Origin of the sequence: Hyalangium ruber, assembly GCF_034259325.1 — a bacterium.
GTDB lineage: Bacteria > Myxococcota > Myxococcia > Myxococcales > Myxococcaceae > Hyalangium_A > Hyalangium_A rubrum.
The window spans coordinates 34,750-55,564 of record NZ_JAXIVS010000022.1; the positions used below are offsets into that span (position 1 = coordinate 34,750).

Here is a 20,815-nt window from a genome sequence, read left to right on the forward strand (position 1 = left end):
CGACAGTGCTCTTGCCCCACGGGCGGGTAGACGTCGTTTACGGAACCCATGCATCCGCGATTCCGTGTGGTAGACGACACCCCGCCATGCCTTCTCAGCCCACCAAGGACCTACAGACCTTCCCCAACCCGGCCACCGACCGGGACTACGAGATCGCCTTCGATGTGCCGGAGTTCACCTGCCTGTGCCCACTCACGGGCCAGCCGGACTTCGCGCACTTCAAGATCCGCTACGTGCCAGATCAGCTCTGTGTGGAGCTCAAGAGCCTGAAGCTCTACATGTGGGCGTACCGCAACGAGGGCGCCTTCCACGAGAAGGTGACGAACACCATCGCCGACGACATCGTCCGGGCCATCAACCCGCGCAAGCTCACGGTGGTGGGCGACTTCTTCGTGCGCGGTGGCATCGGCACCGTCGTCACGGTGACGCACGAGAAGAAGAAGGACTAGAGCCCGCCGCGCAGCTCCAGCTCCGCGCGCAGCTCTCCGGTCTGGGCCCGCAGGAGCGCCACCAGGCGCCCCTGGTGGAAGCCGCGCACGGGGGCCTCGGGATCCGGGTACCCGGCGGGGAGTCTCCAGTCGGGCGGCAGGAGCCTCCCCATGGGGATGGGCCGCTCGCGCCGGAGCTCTCCCACCTCCGCGTCCGAGAGCTCGCGCGTGGCGCACCAGGGCAGCACCTGCCGGCCGTGGAGCCCCACGCGCTGGCCTGGGCCTGGGTCTTCCCAGGGGCCGATGGCGGTGCGGTGGAGCCGGGACAGGTGCGCTCCGCAGCCGAGCGTCCGCCCCAGCTCTCGCGCCAGCGCGCGCACGTAGAAGCCACCGCGGCACGTCAGCTCCAGGCGGCTCGCGCGAGGCAGCTCATGGGAGAGCCAGCGCGCCGCGTGGAGGTAGACGCGCGAGGGCGGCAGCACCACCTCCTCGCCTCGGTGGGCCTTGCGGTAGGCGGGCTCTCCGTCCACCTTCTTGGCGCTGGTGGCCGGGGGCACCTGGTCGTGCCAGCCTCTGAAGCCCGCCAGCGCCGCGTCGAGCGCCTCGGGGGTGAGGGGGTCGGTGCGGCCCTGGTGGACGACACGGCCCAACAGGTCTCCGTTGTCGGTCTCGGTGCCCCACACCACCTCCGCCACGTAGCGCTTGGGCACGGAGTGGATGAGGTCCATCAACCGCGTGGCCTGTCCCACCAGCAGCAGCAGAAGCCCCTCGGCGAACGGATCCAGCGTGCCGCCATGACACACGGGGGTACGCTTGCCGGGCTTCGCGGCCTGGAGCTCCGCCATGAAGGTCCGCACCACCGAGAAGCTCGTGTCACCCACGGGTTTGTGCGCGAGGTAGATGCCGGGCTTCATCCGCGAGTCGTGGGTGGGCATGGCCCGTGGCTCCAAGGCCGAACAGAGGCCCGGAGCATAGGCGCGAAGTCCGCGGGCTTCACCTCGACAGTTCACCCCAGTCTTGGGCCTCCGCCCACTGAGCGAAGGTGCGCCAGCCCACCTCCGGGTACTGGCGGCGAAGCGCGGGAATGTCCACGTGGAAGCCGGTGCGCGCCATCCAGGCGAGTGTGGCCGCGACGTTCCGGCCGAGTTCCCCTTCGACTGGGAAGGACTCGAGGGGAAGCGACACGGGCTGGACGGTGCGCCCCAGCAAGCGCGAGAGGATGGCGGCGAGTAGGGGAGCGTTGAGCGCGTCTCCGGCGATGTCGACGCGGCGGCCCAGGAAGTCCTCCCGGTGCGCGAACACACTGGCGCAGAAGCGGCCGATGTCCTCGACCGTGATGAGCTGCACTGTCTTCTCGGGCGGCATCCACCGGACGTACTGCCCCTCCCGCAGGCGCGTGAGGGCGAAGGGCGTCAGCAGGTTCTCCATGAAGTACACCGGCCCCACGAGGGTGAAAGGCACCCCGGAGTCGCGCAGGTGCTGCTCCACCTTCCGCTTGCTCTCGAAGCTGGGGATGCCGGTGGACTCGTCGGTATGGGCGGCCGAGGCATAGACCACGTGGGAGATGCCCGCGCGCCGAGCGGCCTCCACCCACGCGATGCCATGGCGCACCTCGGCGGCGATTCCCTCGAAGGGAGTCGTGATTCCGAAGAGCGCGTCTGCCCCCGCGAGCACCCGGTCGAGGGAGGCCGGGTCCTCCCAACTGCCCGCCCATACTTCCACCCCCCAGCTCCGAAGCCGTTCAGCCGCCGGAGCCTCCGGCGTGCGAACCAGCGCCCGAACGGGGATGCCCCTGTCCCGGAGTGCGCGGGCCACGGCGCCTCCTTGCTGCCCCGTGGCTCCGAGAACGACGACCTGCCGTGGCTGACGCATCCGCGCTCCTCTCGCTCATGAGATGGAGTGCCATGCCGTGCCTTCCAACGACCGCGACGCCCAGCCTTCCAGACAGGCCCCCTCATGCACGGCTCCCCTCCATCCGAAGTACCCTCGGGTCATGGATGGGCCTAGCCAGAGCGTCGCCACCTTCCTCACCGCGCTTCAGGATGCACGCACGCAGTTGACCACCCACAGGAACGCCTTCGCGCGACATGGCTTGCGCGTGGAGACCTACTTCGTCCTGGGCGGGCGTCCGTTCACCGTCCTGGAGAACGAAACCCAACGGGTGTTCTCCGGCACCATCAGCCTGGGGCTGCTCGTCACGGGAGCCAATCGACGGGAGTACCAGCTCGGCGTCGATCTGATGTGGGACGAGCAGCAGTGGACGCTGCAGACCGAGGCCTGGGTCGAGGCCGAGACGGAAGGAATGAACTTCCTTCGCGGCCTCCCCGAGCGCACGGCGGACACCCTGCCCCAGTGCCTGGAGCACCTGCGCGCCGCCATCGAGGACCTGTCGACCTTCGCCGACCTGGTCCCCGTCAGCGCTTGATCTTCTTCTCGACGGTGGGCGCCCAGAGGTCCTGCGTGAAGTAGACGCCGGTCGCGGTGGCCAGGGCCAGCAGCGCCGCCACCACCACCCACTTCAGCCAGCCGGCGCCCGAGCGGGACTGGCGCTCGGCCGCGCCCGACTCCAGCACGTTCAGGTCCGCCTGGGACAGGTGCGCCAACGCCTCCGTCTCCGTGAGCTTCTGCCGGTGCCGCAGGAACGACACCAGCAGCGCTGGGTGCGACACCTTCACCTCGCGCGCCAGGTACACGTCCAGCTCGCGCCGCATCGCCGCCGCGTCCGGGAAGCGCGCCTCCGGCTTCACCTCGAGCGCCCGCTTGACGATGTTCGTCAGCGCCTTGGGCAGGTGCGGCGCCACCTTGTGCAGCGGCGTGTACTTGCCGTCGCGGATCCTCGCGAAGATTTCGCCCGCCGTCTTGCCCTGGAAGGGCCGCGCCCCCGTGAGCGCCTCGTACAGCAGCACCCCGAGCGAGAAGATGTCCGTGCGCGGATCCAACGGCACGCCCGTCACCTGCTCCGGAGACATGTACGCCGGCGTGCCCACCGCCATGCCCTGCTGGGTCAGCGCCGCCAGGTCCACGTCCTTGGCGATGCCGAAGTCCATCAGCTTCACCTCGCCCGCCTTGGTGAGCATGACGTTGGCCGGCTTGAGGTCGCGGTGGATGATGTGGCGGAAGTGCGCGTGGTCCAGCGCGCTGGCGATGCGCGCGCCCACCACCGCCGCCACGTCCGCCGGCAGCGGCCCGTCCTTGATGAGATCCAGGAGCGTGGGCCCGTCCACCAGCTCCATCACCATGAAGGTGCTGTCGTTCTTCTCCACCAAATCGTAGAGCGTGACGATGTTCTGGTGACGGAAGGCCGCCAGGGCGAGCGCCTCGCGCATGAAGCGCGATTGCGTCTCCCGGTCCCTCTGACCGTCGGGGAGCAGCTCCTTGAGCGCCACCTCGCGTTGGAGCTGCTCGTGCAGCCCACGGTACACCTGTGCCATGCCGCCGCGGCCCAGTTCTCCGAGCACGCGATAAGCCCCCACCTTGCGGTGACGGATCGGCGTCTTGTCCGACTTGTCCTTTTCGGGAGCAGCCACGGCGCGCAGGGTATCGAGTTGTGCCCGGACCGTCGACAGCCCCGCACGCCTGCCTGTGGATTGAGCGGGCGGCCCATCGCATTTCGGCCGAGTCTGGATAGGCTGCGCTCCCATGACCCTCCGTCTTCTCCTGCCTGTCGTTGCCCTCCTCTCACTGGGAGGCTGCATCGTCCGCACGCCCGTCGCGGCGCCCGCCAAGACGAAGAAGTCCAAGCTGTCCGCCTCCGACTGCCACCCCAGCCAGTACTGGGACGGGGACCAGTGCCGCCACAAGGGCAAGGGCAAGGGCGCGCGGAAGCACGACGATTGATGCACCCGTCGCGTTCTGCCCGAAGAGGAAAGTTCCAGGTCTGACAGCCTTGAGGCCCGAACCGCTGCTTGCTCCGCCGCCGGACCTGGACTCTGTGGAGGCCGGGAGCCGGTGGGTGACGTTGCTCGACGGTGGCGCCGAGGCGTACCCGCAGATGCTGGAGGCCATCGCGTCGGCCACACGGCGGGTCCACCTGGAGGTCTACGCGTTTGACCGGGAGGGCGTGGGCACGAGCTTCCTGGCGGCGCTGGCGGCGGCGGCGCAGCGGGGCGTGGAGGTGAAGGTCATCGTCGATGGCTGGGGAAGCATCGGCGACAGTGGGCCCATCACCCGGATGCTGCGGGCGGCGGGGGCGAAGGTGCGCATCTACAACCCGCTCTCGTCGCTCTTCACGGGGCGGGCGTGGCGCAACCACCGGAAGATCCTCCTGGTGGATGACCGGGTGGCGTTCCTGGGCGGCATCAACATCGGCGACCCGTACATGGGGGTGGATGGGGAGCCGGGCTGGGCGGACCTGGCGCTAAAGCTGCGGGGAGACATCTGCGTGCAGCTGGGAGCGAAGCTGCATGCGGGGGCGGTGGAGATCGCCTCGGGGCCACTGCGGGTGCTGCTGTCGGGCTTCGGGGGTGGGCGGCGGCTGCGGCAGCGCTACCTGGACGCGCTGGAGAAGGCGCAGCGGGAGGTGGTGCTGGCGCATGCGTACTTCCTGCCGGACCGGGGGTTCATGCGCGCGCTGAACCGGGCGGCGAGGCGAGGCGTCGCGGTACACTTGCTGCTGGCGGGGCGGAGCGATGTGGCCTTCGCGCGCGCGGCGACGATGCGGCTGTACCGCGCGTTCCTGCGGGCGGGGGTGCAGATTCACGAGTGGACGGCGTCCACGCTGCACGCGAAGGCGGCGGTGGTGGATGGGAAGCGGCTGCTGGTGGGCAGCTTCAACCTGGACCCGCTGTCGCTGGTGAATCTGGAGACGCTGGTGGATGTGGAGGACGAGGTGGTGGCGGCGCAGGCGACCGCGTGGCTGGACAGACACCTGCGCGAGGCACGGCGCGTCTCGCTGGAGGACTGCGGGCGCTCGGGGCTTCAGCGCTGGCTACTGGATGTACTGGGGCTGGCGGCGGCGCGCTTCACCGAGGCCTTCGCGAGCTTCATGGGCCGGCGGCGGCGGCGGTAGCCACTCACGGCGCGGGCCCTACGCGGTCGTGTCGCCGAGCACGTCCAAGAGGCGGGTGGCGCTCAGTGCCCGTGCAAACCATTGGTCGAGGGTGGCCATGTCCATGCACGACAAAATGCGCTGCCGCGTCTGAGCATCCACGTGTACGCCCCGAGCCCCGAGCACCTGAAGCACGCTCTCGGCCCTCGCTTCGGCTCGTCCCTTGGACCATCCCTCCTGCTGTCCCTCCTGCCGCCCTTGCTGGCGTCCCTGCTCGAAGATCTTCTCCCCCACGGTCGGCATCAGTTCCTCCGCTCGCTGCGCACCCACCACCGAATGTAACACTTCCACCGTGGCGGCTTGCGCCGCCTCGTCTCCTACCCACAGCAGATAGTGAACCACCGTGCCGAGCGCCTCGAAGCCGTTGGGGGCCGCCTGCACCTGAGCAAAGAGCGACTCCCAACCCGGCAGCTGTTCCGCCAGCGCTTCGGTCCGCCCGTAGCGCAGCACCCGCCAGGCCAGCCGCACCAACGGTGGACCCGGGCGCATCAGCAACACCTCAGCTCGCTCGGCCGTCAGGTCATCCACCTGGTACTCGAAACGCGGCAGCAGCGCTCTCCAGCGCTCTGGCTGCTGCTCCTCCCCAGGCACTTCGAAGAGCTCTTCCACCCGGCGCGGAGCGCTCCAAGCCCCTTCCGGCCCGTGGTACAGCACCAGCGGGAGGATGAGCGGTAGCACCTCATGCTCGGGGTGCTCGTGTCGCCAGCGCTCCAACTGGCGCACCACGTAGCGCAGCATCCGCAGCGCCATCCACCGGTCCACCGAAGACTGGTGCTCGATCAACACATAGCAGAGCAGCGATCCGCCCCCACGCAGCCGAGCGGAGAACAGCAGGTCGCTCTCGGTTTCCCGCAGTTCCGGGTCGATGACAGAGCCTGGCTCTCTGTGCAAGGTGTCCCAATCCACCTGAGACACCAGTTCTGGAGGCAGGACCGCGCGCAGTTCGGCCGCCGCGTGCTCGGGATGGCCGAAGGTTCGGCGAACAAAGAGGTCATGAGGGCCGGACATCGCCCCAAGGCCCCAAGCACAAGGTGGGCCAACGCCACCGCGCAGGGACTCAGCATGCTTCAGGTGTCCACCGCTGAAGAACACAGTCCCGCTCGGGAGACGGTCTCGCCGTCATGGCGGGTCCGAGGTCGGCGCGCGAATGGGAGGGAAGACGGGGACATAGCACTTGCCCTTGTACACGTACCCGTCCCCATTGCAGGCAGTGGTGTCCGCATCCAATGCCAACCAGCATCCCCCGTTGATGGCGACTTGGAGCTTGCTGTAACACCGCCCATTCGCATCAGGCCTGCGCTGTCCCGGAAAGGGCTCCCTGGGCAGATCCAACATGATGGGCTCGCGTCTGCTCGGCTTGGCTGAGGACGCTGGAGTCGCTACAGCGGTGCTCCCCAATGCCACCACACTGTCATCCTGTGCTGCTTCAGGCTGAGTGGCTCGTGCCTCCACGCCCTCCCATCGCGTCTTCAGGATGAGGTGCAAACCCATGGCCGCCATGGCGATCCAGGGCAGCCACTTCCATGCGTGCTCCTGGATTCGTGCTCGCTCCTGAGTTGGAGCGTTCCCGCCGCGCTCCCTTTCCTCGACGGCCTCTGCACTCCCTCGAGCGCTCCCCCTCACTGGCACATCCGCTTCGGGGCCAGCACCCTTCAGTGCGGCCTCGGCGGCCTCCGCCACCTCGCGCGCCGAGCCCCTGGCTTCGGGGGTCTCGGCCAGCAACCGATCGATGAGTTCCACCAACTCTGGGGCCACACGCAGCGCAGCTCCCACTTGCCCCGTGGCACGACTCCGCTTCACCAGGGTCCGCGAAGCCACCTCCGGAGAGGGATACTGGCCAGTGAGCACACGGTGGGCGGTGACGCCCAGCGCGTAGAGGTCATCCGCCGCGCCTGCCACGTAGCGCGCGCCAGGCGTGTCCCTGAAGCGCGCCTGGAAGCGGAGCGCCTCGGGGCTGCGGTACTCAGGGGTGCCGGGAGGCAGGAGGTCGTCCGTGAGCCGTGGCGCCCCGCTCCAGGTGCCCGAACCGAAGTCCAGCAGGAAGGCCTGCCCCTCCGGCCCCACGAGCAGGTTGTCACCCTTCACATCCCGGTGCAGGCAGCCCGCCTGGTGCGTCGCATCGAGCGCTTGGGCCAGTTGTGCGATCAGCCGGAGCACCTCGCGAGAGGTGGGGTTGTGCGCGGTGGCCCACGCGTACAGCGGCGCCCCCTCCACCCAGGGCATGACCAGATAGGCCAAGAGGCCCCTTCCGGGCGACCGCCAGACCCCCTGATCCAGAAGCGCTGGTACGCATGGATGACGGACGCGCAGCAGCAGCTCTGCCTCTCGCGCGAAGCGAAGATCGCGAGGATGCAGCGCGAGTTTGAGCGCAACGTGGCCGGACTCCTCTGCTCCCGCGCTGACGGCGCGATAGACGGCGCCATAGGTGCCGCGGCTCCGCAGGCTCACCACGCGCCAGGCGCCCACCTTCGTCCCCGATGGCAGGGCGGCGGGGTTCAACTCGGGGCCGCGCGTCAATTCCATCCGGTGCCTGGCCCCAAGTCAGGGGCTCCTCCCGCCACCACCCTACCTTCTCAGTCGTGCCGCGTCAGCCCATTCTCATGAATCCACTCAACACCGAGTTTGGAGAAAGGGCGACGAAATCTGTCGAAGGCATCCAGGTCCCTACACACCAAGATGCGCTGTCGAACCTATCGGCATCAACTTCTCCGCTCGTCATGCACCGGACAACTGACTGAGTCAGGGCATACCGGCATCTGTTGATGGCTGCGGGCCTTCTGACGTACCGGCGTCCACGGACTGCAGCGGGGCGCGCTCGGCACGGACCTCCACATGCGCGATCCGCTTCCCCTCGAAAGAAAGCAGCGAAACTTCGGCTTGGATGCATTCCGGACCAGGCTTGGTGAACAACAGGAAGTGCATTTGGGTGCCGTACCAATAGCCGCTGTTCAAGATGAGTCGTTCCTCTTCGCGAGCGGCCGGACGGAACCCATCCATGGTCACAAACGACACCAACTGCCCCGTGGCACAATCCGCCACGGAATCGACGTTGATATCAGCACCAGAGTCCAGTCGCTTATCCAAACGCAGACCATCGACCAATGACCCCACTAGCAGCCTTCCAGAAAGGATGCGTCCGTCATACTGGCTATTGTGAACTTCCAAGACCGCGAGCGGACTCTGCTGCGTATCCTCCGACATACGCTCCGACTCAGCCACTCCAATGTAAGCGGCCTCTTTGTTTCCAGAGAAGAGAGTGCCCGTACAGGCAATCATCAGCCAAGGGATGACCCACGCCAGCTTGATGACAGTTATTCGCATAGAACCAGCCCGTTGCTCCTGACGACACACTCACACTCACGTATCGTCGTTGTATCTCCAGGGACACCACCCCCTCGCCCATGCCGCCACCCGCAGGAGTGCGCCAGCTCGTGGACAATCACCTGGAGGATGCATTTGAAGGAGGCAGGTTCTTCACACCAGTGGGCTTCTTTCACCGGAGAGGATGTGGTGGTTGATGCCAAGGGAGCATCTACGTAGGCCAGGATGTTCTTCTTCCTGAGCTTGCTTTCCTCCTTGCATAGCTTCCGAATCTCCTCACCACACTTCACGGTCGCATCGCCGCACTGCCGAGTGACACAGGCTCTGAGTTCTCCATTGCTGATCACCAAAGCGGCCTCACGACATTCCTCAACGGTAGGCAGCGTGACCGTCGCGGGACAGTTCGTTTGCATGGGAGTACCGGGCTGGCGCGGAGTCGCGCATCCGGCCCACACCATGAAGCCCAGCAACCAGAGCCCTCGAAGCATAGCTTTCCGTCAACTCGCCGGAGGCACGGGCGCGGTCGGTGAGCGCAGCGTCTCGGCCGGCAGTTCCGGCGCCGCCGCGTGCCGCATCAGCGACTCGATGGGCTTCGGGTCTGCCATGCGCCGCGCCATCTCCAAGAGCACCATCTGGCTGCGCACGGGTGCCCCATCCTGCCCCACCGGTACATACGTCCCCTCGCGCTGCAGCCTTCGCGCCTTCACGTTGTCCTTCAGCCCCACCCCCAGCACCTCGTCCAGCAACCGCTGCCTCAGCGCCGGCTCCTCCACTGGGAACATCGTCTCGATGCGCCGCACGAAGTTGCGCGGCATCCAGTCCGCGCTCGACATCCACACCTCCGCCTGGGCCCCTTCCCCAAACGCGAACACCCGGCTGTGCTCCAGGAACCGATCCACCACGCTCGTCACCCGGATGTTCTCGCTCACCCCGGGCACTCCCGGCCTCAAGCAGCACACGCCTCGAACCAATAGATCGATGCGCACCCCCACCTGACTCGCCACATACAGCGCGCGAATCACGCTCGGGTCCACCAGCGAGTTCATCTTCGCCACGATGCGCGCCGGCTCTCCCTTCTTCGCCTTGTCCACCTCGCGCTGGATCAGCGACAGCACCTTCTCCTGCAACCCCATCGGCGCCACCGCCAGCCGCTTCCACTGCGGCGCCGTCGAGTACCCCGTCAGCATGTTGAACAGCGCCGTCACGTCCTCGGCGATCTCCTGCCGCGTCGTGAACAGCGACAGGTCCGTGTATTGCCGCGCCGTCGTCGGGTTGTAGTTCCCCGTCCCCAGATGCACGTAGCGGCGAATCCCGTTCCCCTCACGCCGCACCACCATCGCCACCTTGCAGTGCGTCTTCAGGCCGATCAGCCCGTAGACCACGTGGACCCCGTTCTCTTCCATCCTCCGCGCCCAGGCGATGTTGTTCGCCTCGTCCAGCCGCGCCTTGATCTCCACCAACACCGCCACCTGCTTGCCGTTCTCCACCGCTCGCGTCAGCGCCCGAGCAATGGGGCTGTCTCCGCTCGTCCGGTACAGCGTCTGTTTGATCGCCAGGACGTTCGGGTCCTCCGCCGCCTCCTCCAGGAAGCGCACCACCGGATCGAACGACTCGTAAGGGTGGTGCAGCAGCAAGTCCTTCTTGGCGATGACGCTCAGCACCGGCTCCTCGTCCCGCAGCACCGGAGGCACCGCCGGAACGAACGGCTCCACCCGCAGCTCCGGCCGCGCATCCAAGTCCGTCAGCGTCATCAAGTCCGAAGGCTGCAACGGCCCGTGCAGCCGATACACATCCGGCGTGCCCAGCTTCAGCGCCGCCGCCAGTGCCGCCTCCAGCTCCGCGCTCGCCGCCGCGTCCAGCTCCAGCCGCACCGCCGCGCCCCGGTCCCTCCGGCGCAGCTCCTCCTGAATCGTGGAGAGCAGATCCGCGCTCTCCTCCTCGTCCACGTTCAAGTCCCAGTTGCGCGTCACGCGGAAGGCCGCCGTCTGCTCCACCGCGAAGCCTGGGAACAGCTCCCCTGCGCACAGGGAGATCAACTCCTCCAGCGGCAGCACCGCCAGCACCACGCCCTGCGGCGCCGGCAGCGGCACCAACCGGCTGAGCACGCTGGGCACCTGCACCACCGCCAGCGAGGTCTCCCGCATGTTGCGCTTGCGCTTGGGCCCCTCGCGCCGCAGCAGCACCGCCACGTTCAACGACTTGTTGCGCAGGTGCGGAAACGGGTGCCCCGGATCCACCGCCAGCGGCGTGAGCGCCGGAAACACCGAGGAGCTGAAGTACGTCTTCGCCGCCGCCTTCTGCTCCGACGTGAGCTTGTCCCGCGTCAGCACCGCCACCCCGTGGCTCGCCAGCTTCGGCAGCAGCTCCTCGCGCCACAGCCGGTACGCCGCGTCCACCATCGCGTGGACCCGCTCGCTGATGGCCGAGAGCTGCTCCGCCGGCAACATGCCGTCCGCCGCCGTCTCCGCCACGCCGCTGGCCAACTGCTGCTTCAACCCCGCCACCCGCACCATGAAGAACTCGTCCAGGTTCGAGGTGGTGATGGCGAAGAACTTCAGCCGCTCGTAGATGGGCAGGCTCGCGTCCGCCACATCCGCCAGGACTCGCTCGTTGAAGGCAAGCCAGGACAGCTCGCGGTTGATGAAGAGCTGGGGGTCGTTGAGATCCACGAAGACAGACTCTTGCATGGAAAGGCCCACGTCACGTCACGGACGTGTCACAGGGGACCCACCCCGCCAACGCTCCGGCAGGGACTGCATCCCCCTCGCGTTGGAGCCGCTACACTGCCGCCCTCCTGTTTATGCCCACTTCGACGATCCAGCCCGTCCTCGCCGCCATCGACGTCGGCACCAATGCCGTCCGCCTGGAGCTCGCGCGTCCGGATCCCGACGGCGCCCTCGAGACGCTCCACCAGGAGCGAGACCCCATCCGTCCGGGCGAGGGCGTCTTCTCCACCGGCTCCATGCCCAAGGAGACGGCGGACCGGCTGCTGTCCACCCTGCGCCGCTACTCCGCCCTGTGCCGCCGTCACAAGGCACGCGTGCGCGCCGTGGCCACCAGCGCCCTGCGCGAGGCGCGCAACCGCACCGAGGTCGTCCGTCGCGTGCGCGAGGAGGCCGGGCTGGACCTCGAGGTCGTCAGCGGCAAGGAGGAGGCGCGCCTCATCTGCCTCGGCGTGCTGCACCGCAAGCCGTCCGATGCGCGCTCGCTGCTGGTGGACATCGGCGGCGGCTCCACCGAGGTGGCCACCGCCACCGGTGAGCGGCCCGACAACCTGTGGAGCCTCGCCCTGGGCGCCGTGCGCCTCACCGAGGTGTTCGACGCCTCCAAATCCGTGACGCCCAAGCAGCTGAAGCTGATGCGCAGCTTCGTGGCCGAGGTCATGCGCAAGACGCTGCCCGAGAAGCTCCCCAAGGTGCCCCGCGTGGCCCTGGGCTCCTCGGGCACCATCAACGGGGTGGTGGGCTTTGCCTCCGCCGACGGCGCCGGCAGCGCCACCGCCCGGCAGATCAGCCACGCGGTGGAGACCCTGGCGGAGATGTCTCCGGAGCGGCGCCGCAAGCGCTTCGATCCCCGCCGCGCCGACATCATCGTCTCCGGCGCCGTCATCCTCGAAGGCGTGGTAAAGCACCTGGGCGTGGAGTCGGTGGCCGCCGTCAACCGCGGCCTCCGCGACGGCCTGCTGGTGGACCTGCTCTACCGCCAGGACGCCTCGCGCGCCGACCACAGCCTGCGGGAGGCGGCGCTGGCCATCGGGCGGCGCTTCTTCTTCGACGAGAAGCACTCGCGCCAGGTGGCCCGGCTGGCCCTCGCCCTGTTCGATGACCTGGCGGCGCTGCACCACCTGCCCCTGTCCACCCGGCCGTACCTGGAGGTCGCCGCGCTGCTGCACGACATTGGCACCGCCGTGAGCCACGAGCGCCACCACAAGCACACCTATTACCTCATCCACAACGCGGACATCCCCGGCCTGGCCGACCGCGAGCGCGAGCTGGTGGCCCGCGTGGCCCGCTACCACCGCCGCAGCGCCCCGGACCTCGCCCACTCCGGCATGGAGGGCCTGACCGCTCCCGAGAGACGCACGGTGCGCAAGCTCGCCACCCTGCTGCGCCTCGCCAACTCGCTGGACCACAGCCACCAGCAGCCCATCAAGTCGCTCAAGGCCACCAAGAGCCGCGAGGGCGTCTCCCTGCACCTGTCCGCGCACAAGCCCGTGGACCTGGAGCTCTGGAACGCCGAGCGCGAGGTGGCCAACTTCCGCAGCGTCTACGGCAAGCGGCTCTCGTTCCACGCCAGCCGATAGCGCTCGACCCCTCCCCTGCCCTCCAGAAGAGGCGGCGCCGCGCGCTTTGCCCTCCCCCGGCCGGATGGCCAGCCTCCATGGCGCAGGGCTCGCCGTGCGGGCGCGCCCGTACCCTCCCAGCGCCCGGTTGGGGGAAGGAGCTGCGCGCGATGAAAGCCGTCGTTTTCCATGGAATCGGTGACATCCGGCTCGAGGAAGTCGAGGAGCCGCGAATCGAGAAGCCCACGGACGCCATCGTCCGCCTGAGCGCCAGCGCCATCTGCGGCACGGACCTGCACATGATTCGCGGCACCATGCCCGGCATGCGCCCCGGCACCATCCTCGGCCACGAGGGCGTGGGCTACATCGAGGAGCTGGGCGAGGACGTGCGCAACTTCAACGTGGGCGACCGCGTCGTCATCCCCTCCACCATCGCCTGTGGCAGCTGCGTGTACTGCCGCGCCGGCTACTACGCCCAGTGCAACGAGGCCAACCCCAACGGCGCCCAGGCGGGCACCGCCTTCTTCGGCGGCCCGGAGATGACGGGCCCCTTCCACGGCATGCAGGCCGAGAAGGTACGCGTGCCCTATGCCCACGTGGGCCTGGTGCGCGTGCCCGAGGGCGTCACCGATGAGCAGGCCATCCTCCTGTCGGACATCTTCCCCACCGGCTACATGGGCGCGGAGCTGGCGGAGATCAAACCCGGAGACACCGTGGCGGTGTTCGGCTGCGGCCCCGTGGGCCAGTTCGCCATCGTGAGCGCCAAGCTCCTGGGCGCCGGCCGCGTCTTCGCCATCGACTGCCACGACGACCGGCTGGAGATGGCGCGCGCCCAGGGCGCGGAGATCATCAACTTCGACGCCGAGCACCCCGTGGAGACGCTGCTGCGGCTCACCGGCGGCATCGGCGTGGACCGCGCCATCGACGCGGTGGGCGTGGACGCCATGCACCCGCACCACGGGCCAGCCGCCAAGGAGGCCAAGGCCGAGAAGTCGGAGTTCAAGCGCGAGGTGAAGGAGGTGGCCCCCAAGACGAACCCGGACGGCGGCAACTGGGTGCCAGGGGATGCGCCCGCGCAGGCGCTCATCTGGGCCGTGGCGGCGCTGGCCAAGGCGGGCACCCTGTCCATCATCGGCGTCTACCCGCAGACGGCGCGCACCTTCCCCATCGGCGAGGCGATGAACAAGAACCTCACGATGAAGATGGGCAACTGCAACCACCGCAAGTACATCCCCAAGCTGCTGGAGCTGGTGCGCACCGGCGTGGTGGACCCCACCGCCATCCTCTCGCGCGTGGAGTCGATGACGAGCGCCATCGACGCCTACCGCAACTTCGACCTGCGCAAGCCCGGCTGGCTCAAGGTGGAGCTCGAGCCGCCCATGCTCACCTGAGCCCCGCTGGAAAGGCAGAGGCCCGACACTCTCGAAGGAGTGCCGGGCCCTCTTTGCGCGGGAGGAGGGGGTCGATACCTCCCGCGCGGTCACCGTGAGGAGCGCCTCGGGCGCTCGGGACTACCGGTACACCGTGTAGCCGGCGGCCGCGCCGTCGTCGATGCCACCGCGGCCCGACTGGTCGTGCGGCACCACGAACTTGCAGGTGGCCGTCTGCTGGGCGCCGGAGCTGTCCGTCACCTTGAAGCGCACGCCGTACACCCGGCCGTTGCCCTTGCCCTGACGCTCGGCGCGGAGCTTGAAGCTGCTGGCGCCGGTGATCTCGATGTCGTCATCCGTGTTGCCGTCGCCGTTGCCGTTCGCGTCCTCGGGCTCGTCGCTGTAGATGGAGAGGATGGTGCCCATGGTGTTGATGTTGCCGTTGCTGCCGCCGTTGTCGCCGCAACCGCCCCCATCATCGTCGCCGCACGTGGTCTGAACCGAGGCGCAATCCGAGAGACGGAAGGACTGCATCTTGTGGTTCGGCGGCCAGATCTCCTGCGTGGGCTTGACCGTCACCGTGGTGGAGCAGGCGTTCACCACCGTCACGGACCGCGTCACCGAGGCGGACAGGCCCACCGCGTCCTGCACCCGGTAGGTCAGGGTGTAGGTGCCAGCCACCGCGGTGTTCACCGAGCCCGTCTTCACGATGGCGCTCGTCAGGTTGCCGGCGCAGCTGTCCGAGGCCGTGGCGCCCGGATCCGTGAAGGACGCGCCGCGATTGACGCTCATGGAGGCGGAGCCCACCAGGGCGATGCTCGGCGCCTTCGTGTCGTTCACGGTCACCGTGCGCACCACCGAGGCCGCGTTGCCCGAGGCATCCTGCACCCGGTACGTCAGCGGGTAGGCGCCGCGCACCGCCGCGTTCACCGAGCCCGTCTTCACGATGGCGCTCGTCAGGTTGCCGGCGCACACGTCGCTGGCCACCGCACCAGCCTCCGTGTACTGGCCCACGCCGCACTCCAGCGTCTGCGCGGCCGCGCCGTTGAGCGCGATGCTCGGCGCCTTGGTGTCCGCCACCTGCACCGCGCGCGCCACCGAGGCGCTCAGGCCCGCGCCGTCCTGCACCGAGTAGTTCACCGTGTAGCTGCCCACCGCCGCCGCGTTCACCGCGCCGGAGGTGACGATGGCGCCCGTCAGGTTGCCCGAGCAGACATCCGCCGCCGTGGCGCCCGGGTTGCTGAAGCTGTCCACGCCGCACTCCAGCCGCATCGACGCCGCGCCCACCAGGGCGATGCTCGGGGCCAGCGTGTCATTCACGCTCACCGTGCGCACCGCCGAGGCCGCGTTGCCCGAGGCGTCCTGCACCCGGTACGTCACCGCGTAGGCGCCACGGGCCGCCGCGTTCACCGCGCCGCTCTTCACGATGGCGCTCGTCAGGTCGCCCATGCACAGGTCGCTGGCCACCGCGCCGGCCTCCGTGTAGTGGCCCACGCCGCACTCCAGCGCCTGGGTCGCCGCGCCGTTGAGCGTGAGGCTCGGCGCCTGGGTGTCCGCCACCTGCACCGCGCGCGCCGCCGAGGCGCTCAGGCCCGCGCCGTCCTGCACCGAGTAGCTCACCGTGTAGCTGCCCACCGCCGCCGCGTTCACCGCGCCGGAGGTGACGATGGCGCTCGTCAGGTTGCCCGAGCAGGCGTCCGCCGCCGTGGCGCCCGGGTTGTTGAAGCTGTCCACACCGCACTCCAGCCGCATCGAAGAGGCGCCGTTCAGCGTCACGCTCGGGGCCAGCGTGTCATCCACGTTCACCGTGCGCACCGCCGAGGCCGCGTTGCCCGAGGCATCCTTCACCGAGTAGCTCACCGCGTAGGCGCCGCGCGCCGCCGCGTTCACCGCGCCGCTCTTGATGATGGCGCCCGTCAGGTCACCCGCGCAGGCATCGCTGGCCACCGCGCCGGCCTCCGTGTACTGGCCCACGCCGCACTCCAGCGCCTGGGTGGCCGCGCCGTTGAGCGCGAGGCTCGGCGCCACCGTGTCCGCCACCCGCACCTCGCGGCTCACCGAGGCCGTGTTGCCCGCGCCATCCTGCACCCGGTAGTTCACCGTGTAGCTGCCCACCGCCGCCGCGTTCACCGCGCCGCTCTTGGAGATGGCGCCCGTCAGGTTGCCCGCGCAGGCATCCGCCGCCGTGGCGCCCGCCTCCGTGTACTGGCTCAGGCCGCACTCCAGCGTCTGCAGGGCCGCGCCGTTGAGGTCGATGCCAGGCGAGCGCGTGTCCACCATCGTCACGGAGGTGGCGCACGTCGCGTCATTCGTCCCGTCGTTGGCCAGCCACGTCACCGTGCGCGGCGTGCCCAGCGCGTAGGACTCGCCCTCCATCAGGTACGTCACGAACGGGGTGCCGCAGTTGTCCGTCGCCGTGGCCGGGTTGTGCTCCGGAGAGACGCTGCCCATGCCGCACTCGAAGGAGCGGGCCGCCGGGCAAGAGATCTCCGGGGCGATGCTGTCCACCACGTTGATGGTGGCGGTGCAGCTGCCCACCAGCCCGTGCGCGTCCGTGCAGGTCAGCGTGGCGGTGTACCGGCCGATGCCGAAGGAGGTCACGTCCTGCGTGCAGCCCACCAGGTCCCCGTCCGCGTCATACGAGCCGTCGTCGATGGAGCCGCCCGCGCCGCAGGTGCCGGCCGGCGTGCCCAGCGTCAGGTGCTTGCACACGGCCACCGGCGGGCGGCGCGTGGGCGGAGGGGGCGGGGGCGGCGTCGGCAGCAGCCGGCAGGAGCGCGGGCACACGCCCTTGCCGTTATCGAAGCCCAGGTCGCAGTCCTCACCCTCGTTGACGACGCCATCGCCACACCAGTCCAGCCGGCACGTCGCCGAGCACACCGAGCCCAGAGCGCCGCTCTCCTGGCCCAGATCGCACTCCTCGTCCTCCTGCTGCTCCCCGTCACCGCAGCCCACCAGCGTCACGCCGCGCGCCAGCACGTAGGGGGCGCCGAACGTGCCGTCCGTGAAGTCGTGCCCGCCCTGGTGCGCCCCGCGCGAGCTCTTCTCGTACACCGCGATGGACCAGGGGGAGAAGTCGGCCATGGGGAAGGTGTCGAACGCGGCGCCCACCGAGCAGGCCCAGTTGGACATCGTCTCGTCCGAGAGCGCATCCAGCGTCGGGTGCGAGGCAACGATGTGGGCCTTGCCGTGGCAGCCGCCGCTCTGCACCGAGAACTGGCCGAAGGGCTCCAGCAGCTCCACGTGCGTGTTGGGCGCCGCGTTCTGGTAGTAGCAGCTCAGCGAGGCGTAGAAGCCCGTCTTGCCGGACAGCCGGGAAGCGAACTGGATGGACTTCTCCGTCACCTGCCCCGGGGCGCCGTTATGCACCGGCGCCGTGCCCGAGATGAGGATGTTGCCGTTGACCACCGGGCCCCACACGTGGCGGTTGGCCACCGCCGCCGACACCGCCTCCAGGTTCGCGCACGAGGCATCGCCCAGGACGATGGCGCGGTAGGCGCCGAACTCCTCGGCCGACATCATCGCCCACTGCTCCGGGGTGGCGAGGACCGCCGTGTAGCCCAGATCGCTGACCGCCTGGAACTCGGCGCTCTGCGCACCGCCCGTCACCGTGCTGTCCAGGATGAGCACCTGGTTCGTGCTGAACACCGCGTCCTGGCGAGTGGCCAGGGCACGGTGCGACTCGGTGGGAACCGACTCCTGACCACAGGCAGCGGTCAGGGCGACCATCAGCAGTGACGCTTTCCACAAGTTTGCGCGGCTCATGTGGCACTCCGGGGTGGGCTGATGTAGGACGTGGGCTGAAGGATTCCAGCTGCCCGCGAATATTCTATCTATGTACGAAACCCGGAAAACAGTCAAGCGCAGCTGAACTTTTACAGTAGGAAAGGTCTTCAAAGCAGGTTTACCCAGCGTGAAAACGCTGAGACACACCTATTTTCAGTAGGTTACGGGACTCCAGGTTCAGGGATCGAGGATGAGGCAGGCGTCGCCGAACTCGTGGCCCAGGTAGCCGAGCGCCTCGGCCCGCTTCGCCGCCTCCTTTAATAGGGGCTGCGGCGCGAAGGCCTGGAGCAGGGTGTAGTGACTGGTGGTTGGCTCGTGTACACCGGTGAGCAAGCCCTGCACCACGCGAAGCTGGAAGCCTGGCCCCAGGAGCAGGTCCGTCACCCCTTCGCCGGGCGTGAGGGTGCCTCCCCCCTGGGCGGCGCGTCCTTCCAGGGCGCGGACCACGGTGGTGCCCACGGCGATGACGCGCCCGCCGCGCTCCCGCGTGGCGTGGATGGCCTCCACCGTGGCCGAGGGGAGCTCGAAGCGCTCGGGGCGAGGCAGCGCGGCGTCGAGCGCCGGGTCTCCGGTGGAGGACAGCCCGGCGGCGTGGGTGAGGGAGGCGAGCTGCACGCCGTTGCGCCGCAGCTCGAGCAGCATCGCCCACGTCAGCGGCAGTCCCGCGGACGGAGGCTCCACCGCCCAGGGCCGGGCCGCGTACGCCGTCTGGATGTGCCAGAGCGAGAGCGGACCCGCGAGGTACGAGTACTGAACGGGGCGACCGGCGCGGTACAGCCCGGCCCACAGCGCGGCGCCCTCGGCGTCGAAGGCCACTCGCAGCAGGCGGGGAGAAGGCGGCAGCACCTCCACCACGCGCGCCGTCAGCGGGCCCAGCAGCAAGCGGGCACCCACGGGCAACACGGGCGGAGGAGGCCGATCCTCGGTGCGCATCCGCCAGTCACCCGCGCCGAAGAGCACCGCCGTCCATGTCCCCTGGGGCTCACGCGCGAGGAGCCGCAGTTCGAGCGCCGCGCCCTCCTCCGTCTGGCCCTGCAGGGAGGCCGGGAGCGTGGCCGCGTCGTTCATCACTAGCAGGTCTCCCGAGCGCAGCAGCGTGGGGAGCTGCTCCACCCGGGTGTCTTGGATTTCCCCGGTGGCCGGCGCGACGCGCAGCAGCCGGGCCGCCTCCGGGCGCTCTCGAGGCCAGCGCGCGGCGTTCATGCGGCCTCCAGACGCGCGGCTTCCAGGCGGCTGCCCGTGGGCACGGCCTCGGCGCGCTCGATCAAGGTGACGAGGCGGGCGGCCACATCTTCGGGACGCGCCAGCGTGGCGGGGTCGGCCTCCGGCAAGGCGTCGCGGTGCATCCGCGTGTCCATGTCGCCCGGGTCTACGTTGAGGAAGCGCACCCCGGTGGCCTCCAGCTCCGCGGCCCAGATGCGGCCCAGGTGCTCCAGCGCCACCTTGGAGACGCCATACGCGCCCCAGCGCGGGTAGGCAGACACGGCCGCGTCCGAGGTGAGGTGGACCACCAGGCCCCCGCCGCGCAGCGCCATGGCACCGGCCACCGCCTTGGTGAGGCGGAAGGGCCCCACCACGTTCACCTCCAGCACGCGCGTGAGGTCCTCGCACGCGGTGTCCAGCAGCAGCGGCAGCGGCGTGGGCCCCAGGGTGCTGGCGTTGTGCACCAGCACGTCGATGGGCCCCACCAGCGCGCTGGCCGCGCCCACCAGCGGGTAGATGGCCTCCTTGTCCCCCACGTCGTAGGCCAGCGCATGCGCCTCGTGCCCTTCCGCGCGAAGGGCGGCCGCTACCGCCTCTATCTCTCCCGCGTTGCGCGACACCCCCACCACGCGCGCCCCCTTGCGCGCCAGCCGCTTCAGCAGCGCCTCACCCAGCCCCCGGCTTGCTCCCGTCACCAGTACCGCCTTGCCCTCGAGCTTCATCGTGACTCCTCCTGTGCCTCATGGAGTACACGTGTTCCGCCCATGGATTGGCTTGCCTGCCAAGGCATTGGCAGAATGCCACCGCATGAGCGACGAAGAGCTGGCGGGCTGGCTGGCGCGCAACATCAAGGCGCTGCGAGAGGCGCGAGGAGCCACCCAGGCGCAGCTCTCGAAGCTGGCGGGCATTCCCCGCGCCACCTGGGCCCACCTGGAGTCAGGAGCGAGCAACCCCACGCTCGCCGTGCTCCACCGGGTGGCGAGCGCGCTCCAGGTCTCCTTGGAGGAGCTGGTGGCCCGGCCCCGGGCCAACGCCCGGTACTACCCTCGCGAGAGCCTGACCGTGCGCCAGCGCGGCGCGGGCCTGCTGCGCAAGCTGCTGCCGGATCCGATTCCGGGCATGGAGTTCGATCGGATGGAGCTGCCCCCTCGGGTGCGGATGACGGGCGTGCCGCACACCCCGGGCACGCGCGAGTACCTGGCATGCGAGGCGGGGCAGCTGGCGCTGGTGGCCAGCGGCGAGCGCTTCCTGCTCCAAGTCGGGGACGTGGTGGTGTTCCGGGGGGACCAGAAACACTCCTATGAGAACCCCGGGGACCGGACCGCGGTGGGCTACTCCGTCGTCCTGCTGGCACCGCCCTCGAGGTGAGCCGCGCCCG

Annotated in this window: 17 protein-coding genes; 7 read left to right on the forward strand and 10 right to left on the reverse strand. The window is 69.2% G+C overall.

Going from position 1 to position 20,815, the window contains the following annotated elements; all coding sequences use genetic code 11:
• The first annotated feature begins 86 nt into the window (after nt 1-86).
• Nucleotides 87-449, forward strand: coding sequence for a preQ(1) synthase (gene queF / locus SYV04_RS40065; protein ID WP_321551362.1), 363 nt, complete (start codon nt 87-89; stop codon nt 447-449).
• On the opposite strand, the gene truB is transcribed toward queF, so the two are convergent.
• Both truB and SYV04_RS40075 read right to left on the reverse strand, forming a co-directional pair.
• Entirely contained in the window at nt 446-1,363 is a 918-nt protein-coding gene (truB, locus tag SYV04_RS40070) for a tRNA pseudouridine(55) synthase TruB (protein WP_321551363.1), read from the reverse strand. The genes queF and truB overlap by 4 nt on opposite strands.
• Before the next feature lie 58 nt (nt 1,364-1,421).
• Nucleotides 1,422-2,300: an NmrA/HSCARG family protein gene (locus tag SYV04_RS40075; RefSeq protein WP_321551364.1), complete on the reverse strand. Its 879-nt coding sequence runs from the start codon at nt 2,298-2,300 to the stop codon at nt 1,422-1,424.
• A 121-nt stretch (nt 2,301-2,421) separates the two neighbouring features.
• Here SYV04_RS40075 and SYV04_RS40080 point away from each other — a divergent pair, with 121 nt between their 5' ends.
• On the forward strand, nt 2,422-2,853 hold the full coding sequence (locus SYV04_RS40080) for a hypothetical protein (RefSeq protein WP_321551365.1): 432 nt from the start codon (nt 2,422-2,424) through the stop codon (nt 2,851-2,853).
• Here the strand turns inward: SYV04_RS40080 and SYV04_RS40085 are convergent.
• Nucleotides 2,843-3,859, reverse strand: a complete 1,017-nt coding sequence (locus SYV04_RS40085) for a serine/threonine-protein kinase (RefSeq protein WP_422724023.1) — start codon at nt 3,857-3,859, stop codon at nt 2,843-2,845. The two genes, SYV04_RS40080 and SYV04_RS40085, sit on opposite strands and share 11 nt — an antisense overlap.
• Before the next feature lie 208 nt (nt 3,860-4,067).
• Between SYV04_RS40085 and SYV04_RS40090 the strand changes: the two genes are divergently transcribed.
• Nucleotides 4,068-4,265 carry a hypothetical protein gene (locus tag SYV04_RS40090; protein ID WP_321551367.1) on the forward strand — a complete coding sequence of 66 codons (198 nt, stop codon included), beginning with the start codon at nt 4,068-4,070 and terminating at the stop codon, nt 4,263-4,265.
• A 115-nt stretch (nt 4,266-4,380) separates the two neighbouring features.
• Entirely contained in the window at nt 4,381-5,436 is a 1,056-nt protein-coding gene (locus tag SYV04_RS40095; RefSeq protein WP_321551368.1) for a phospholipase D-like domain-containing protein, read from the forward strand.
• Between the two features lie 18 nt (nt 5,437-5,454).
• Here the strand turns inward: SYV04_RS40095 and SYV04_RS40100 are convergent, their stop codons facing one another.
• From SYV04_RS40100 to ppk1, 4 genes are all read right to left on the reverse strand, one after another.
• The gene (locus tag SYV04_RS40100) at nt 5,455-6,483 is read right to left on the reverse strand and encodes an Rpn family recombination-promoting nuclease/putative transposase (RefSeq protein ID WP_321551369.1); all 1,029 of its coding nucleotides are present in this window, start codon (nt 6,481-6,483) and stop codon (nt 5,455-5,457) included.
• Between the two features lie 111 nt (nt 6,484-6,594).
• The gene (locus SYV04_RS40105; RefSeq protein ID WP_321551370.1) at nt 6,595-7,998 is read right to left on the reverse strand and encodes a serine/threonine-protein kinase; all 1,404 of its coding nucleotides are present in this window, start codon (nt 7,996-7,998) and stop codon (nt 6,595-6,597) included.
• Between the two features lie 216 nt (nt 7,999-8,214).
• The gene (locus SYV04_RS40110) at nt 8,215-8,796 is read right to left on the reverse strand and encodes a hypothetical protein (protein WP_321551371.1); all 582 of its coding nucleotides are present in this window, start codon (nt 8,794-8,796) and stop codon (nt 8,215-8,217) included.
• A 497-nt stretch (nt 8,797-9,293) separates the two neighbouring features.
• The gene (gene ppk1 / locus SYV04_RS40115; RefSeq protein WP_321551372.1) at nt 9,294-11,483 is read right to left on the reverse strand and encodes a polyphosphate kinase 1; all 2,190 of its coding nucleotides are present in this window, start codon (nt 11,481-11,483) and stop codon (nt 9,294-9,296) included.
• A 113-nt stretch (nt 11,484-11,596) separates the two neighbouring features.
• Here ppk1 and SYV04_RS40120 point away from each other — a divergent pair, with 113 nt between their 5' ends.
• Together SYV04_RS40120 and SYV04_RS40125 are read left to right on the forward strand one after the other, a co-directional pair.
• Nucleotides 11,597-13,099, forward strand: a complete 1,503-nt coding sequence (locus SYV04_RS40120) for a Ppx/GppA phosphatase family protein (RefSeq protein ID WP_321551373.1) — start codon at nt 11,597-11,599, stop codon at nt 13,097-13,099.
• A 149-nt stretch (nt 13,100-13,248) separates the two neighbouring features.
• On the forward strand, nt 13,249-14,469 hold the full coding sequence (locus SYV04_RS40125; protein WP_321551374.1) for a zinc-dependent alcohol dehydrogenase: 1,221 nt from the start codon (nt 13,249-13,251) through the stop codon (nt 14,467-14,469).
• A 120-nt stretch (nt 14,470-14,589) separates the two neighbouring features.
• Here SYV04_RS40125 and SYV04_RS40130 read toward each other — a convergent pair whose 3' ends face one another.
• From SYV04_RS40130 to SYV04_RS40140, 3 genes are all read right to left on the reverse strand, one after another.
• Nucleotides 14,590-18,213 carry a DUF5011 domain-containing protein gene (locus SYV04_RS40130; protein WP_321551375.1) on the reverse strand — a complete coding sequence of 1,208 codons (3,624 nt, stop codon included), beginning with the start codon at nt 18,211-18,213 and terminating at the stop codon, nt 14,590-14,592.
• 198 nt (nt 18,214-18,411) lie between these two features.
• Nucleotides 18,412-19,437 carry an S-adenosylmethionine:tRNA ribosyltransferase-isomerase gene (locus SYV04_RS40135; RefSeq protein WP_321551376.1) on the reverse strand — a complete coding sequence of 342 codons (1,026 nt, stop codon included), beginning with the start codon at nt 19,435-19,437 and terminating at the stop codon, nt 18,412-18,414.
• Nucleotides 19,434-20,159, reverse strand: coding sequence for an SDR family NAD(P)-dependent oxidoreductase (locus SYV04_RS40140; RefSeq protein ID WP_321551377.1), 726 nt, complete (start codon nt 20,157-20,159; stop codon nt 19,434-19,436). Before SYV04_RS40140 ends, SYV04_RS40135 begins: the two co-directional genes overlap by 4 nt.
• Nucleotides 20,160-20,244: 85 nt before the next feature.
• Here SYV04_RS40140 and SYV04_RS40145 point away from each other — a divergent pair, with 85 nt between their 5' ends.
• Nucleotides 20,245-20,805, forward strand: a complete 561-nt coding sequence (locus SYV04_RS40145; RefSeq protein ID WP_321551378.1) for a helix-turn-helix domain-containing protein — start codon at nt 20,245-20,247, stop codon at nt 20,803-20,805.
• The last annotated feature ends 10 nt before the right edge of the window (nt 20,806-20,815 follow it).

Bases quoted from the DNA above. Each gene is read 5' to 3' on its own strand.
- queF (WP_321551362.1), top strand. From the start codon at position 87: ATGCCTTCTCAGCCCACCAAGGACCTACAGACCTTCCCCAACCCGGCC.
- truB (WP_321551363.1), bottom strand. From the start codon at position 1,363: ATGCCCACCCACGACTCGCGGATGAAGCCCGGCATCTACCTCGCGCAC.
- SYV04_RS40075 (WP_321551364.1), bottom strand. From the start codon at position 2,300: ATGCGTCAGCCACGGCAGGTCGTCGTTCTCGGAGCCACGGGGCAGCAA.
- SYV04_RS40080 (WP_321551365.1), top strand. From the start codon at position 2,422: ATGGATGGGCCTAGCCAGAGCGTCGCCACCTTCCTCACCGCGCTTCAG.
- SYV04_RS40085 (WP_422724023.1), bottom strand. From the start codon at position 3,859: ATGGCACAGGTGTACCGTGGGCTGCACGAGCAGCTCCAACGCGAGGTG.
- SYV04_RS40090 (WP_321551367.1), top strand. From the start codon at position 4,068: ATGACCCTCCGTCTTCTCCTGCCTGTCGTTGCCCTCCTCTCACTGGGA.
- SYV04_RS40100 (WP_321551369.1), bottom strand. From the start codon at position 6,483: ATGTCCGGCCCTCATGACCTCTTTGTTCGCCGAACCTTCGGCCATCCC.
- SYV04_RS40105 (WP_321551370.1), bottom strand. From the start codon at position 7,998: ATGGAATTGACGCGCGGCCCCGAGTTGAACCCCGCCGCCCTGCCATCG.
- SYV04_RS40110 (WP_321551371.1), bottom strand. From the start codon at position 8,796: ATGCGAATAACTGTCATCAAGCTGGCGTGGGTCATCCCTTGGCTGATG.
- ppk1 (WP_321551372.1), bottom strand. From the start codon at position 11,483: ATGCAAGAGTCTGTCTTCGTGGATCTCAACGACCCCCAGCTCTTCATC.
- SYV04_RS40120 (WP_321551373.1), top strand. From the start codon at position 11,597: ATGCCCACTTCGACGATCCAGCCCGTCCTCGCCGCCATCGACGTCGGC.
- SYV04_RS40125 (WP_321551374.1), top strand. From the start codon at position 13,249: ATGAAAGCCGTCGTTTTCCATGGAATCGGTGACATCCGGCTCGAGGAA.
- SYV04_RS40130 (WP_321551375.1), bottom strand. From the start codon at position 18,213: ATGAGCCGCGCAAACTTGTGGAAAGCGTCACTGCTGATGGTCGCCCTG.
- SYV04_RS40135 (WP_321551376.1), bottom strand. From the start codon at position 19,437: ATGAACGCCGCGCGCTGGCCTCGAGAGCGCCCGGAGGCGGCCCGGCTG.
- SYV04_RS40140 (WP_321551377.1), bottom strand. From the start codon at position 20,159: ATGAAGCTCGAGGGCAAGGCGGTACTGGTGACGGGAGCAAGCCGGGGG.
- SYV04_RS40145 (WP_321551378.1), top strand. From the start codon at position 20,245: ATGAGCGACGAAGAGCTGGCGGGCTGGCTGGCGCGCAACATCAAGGCG.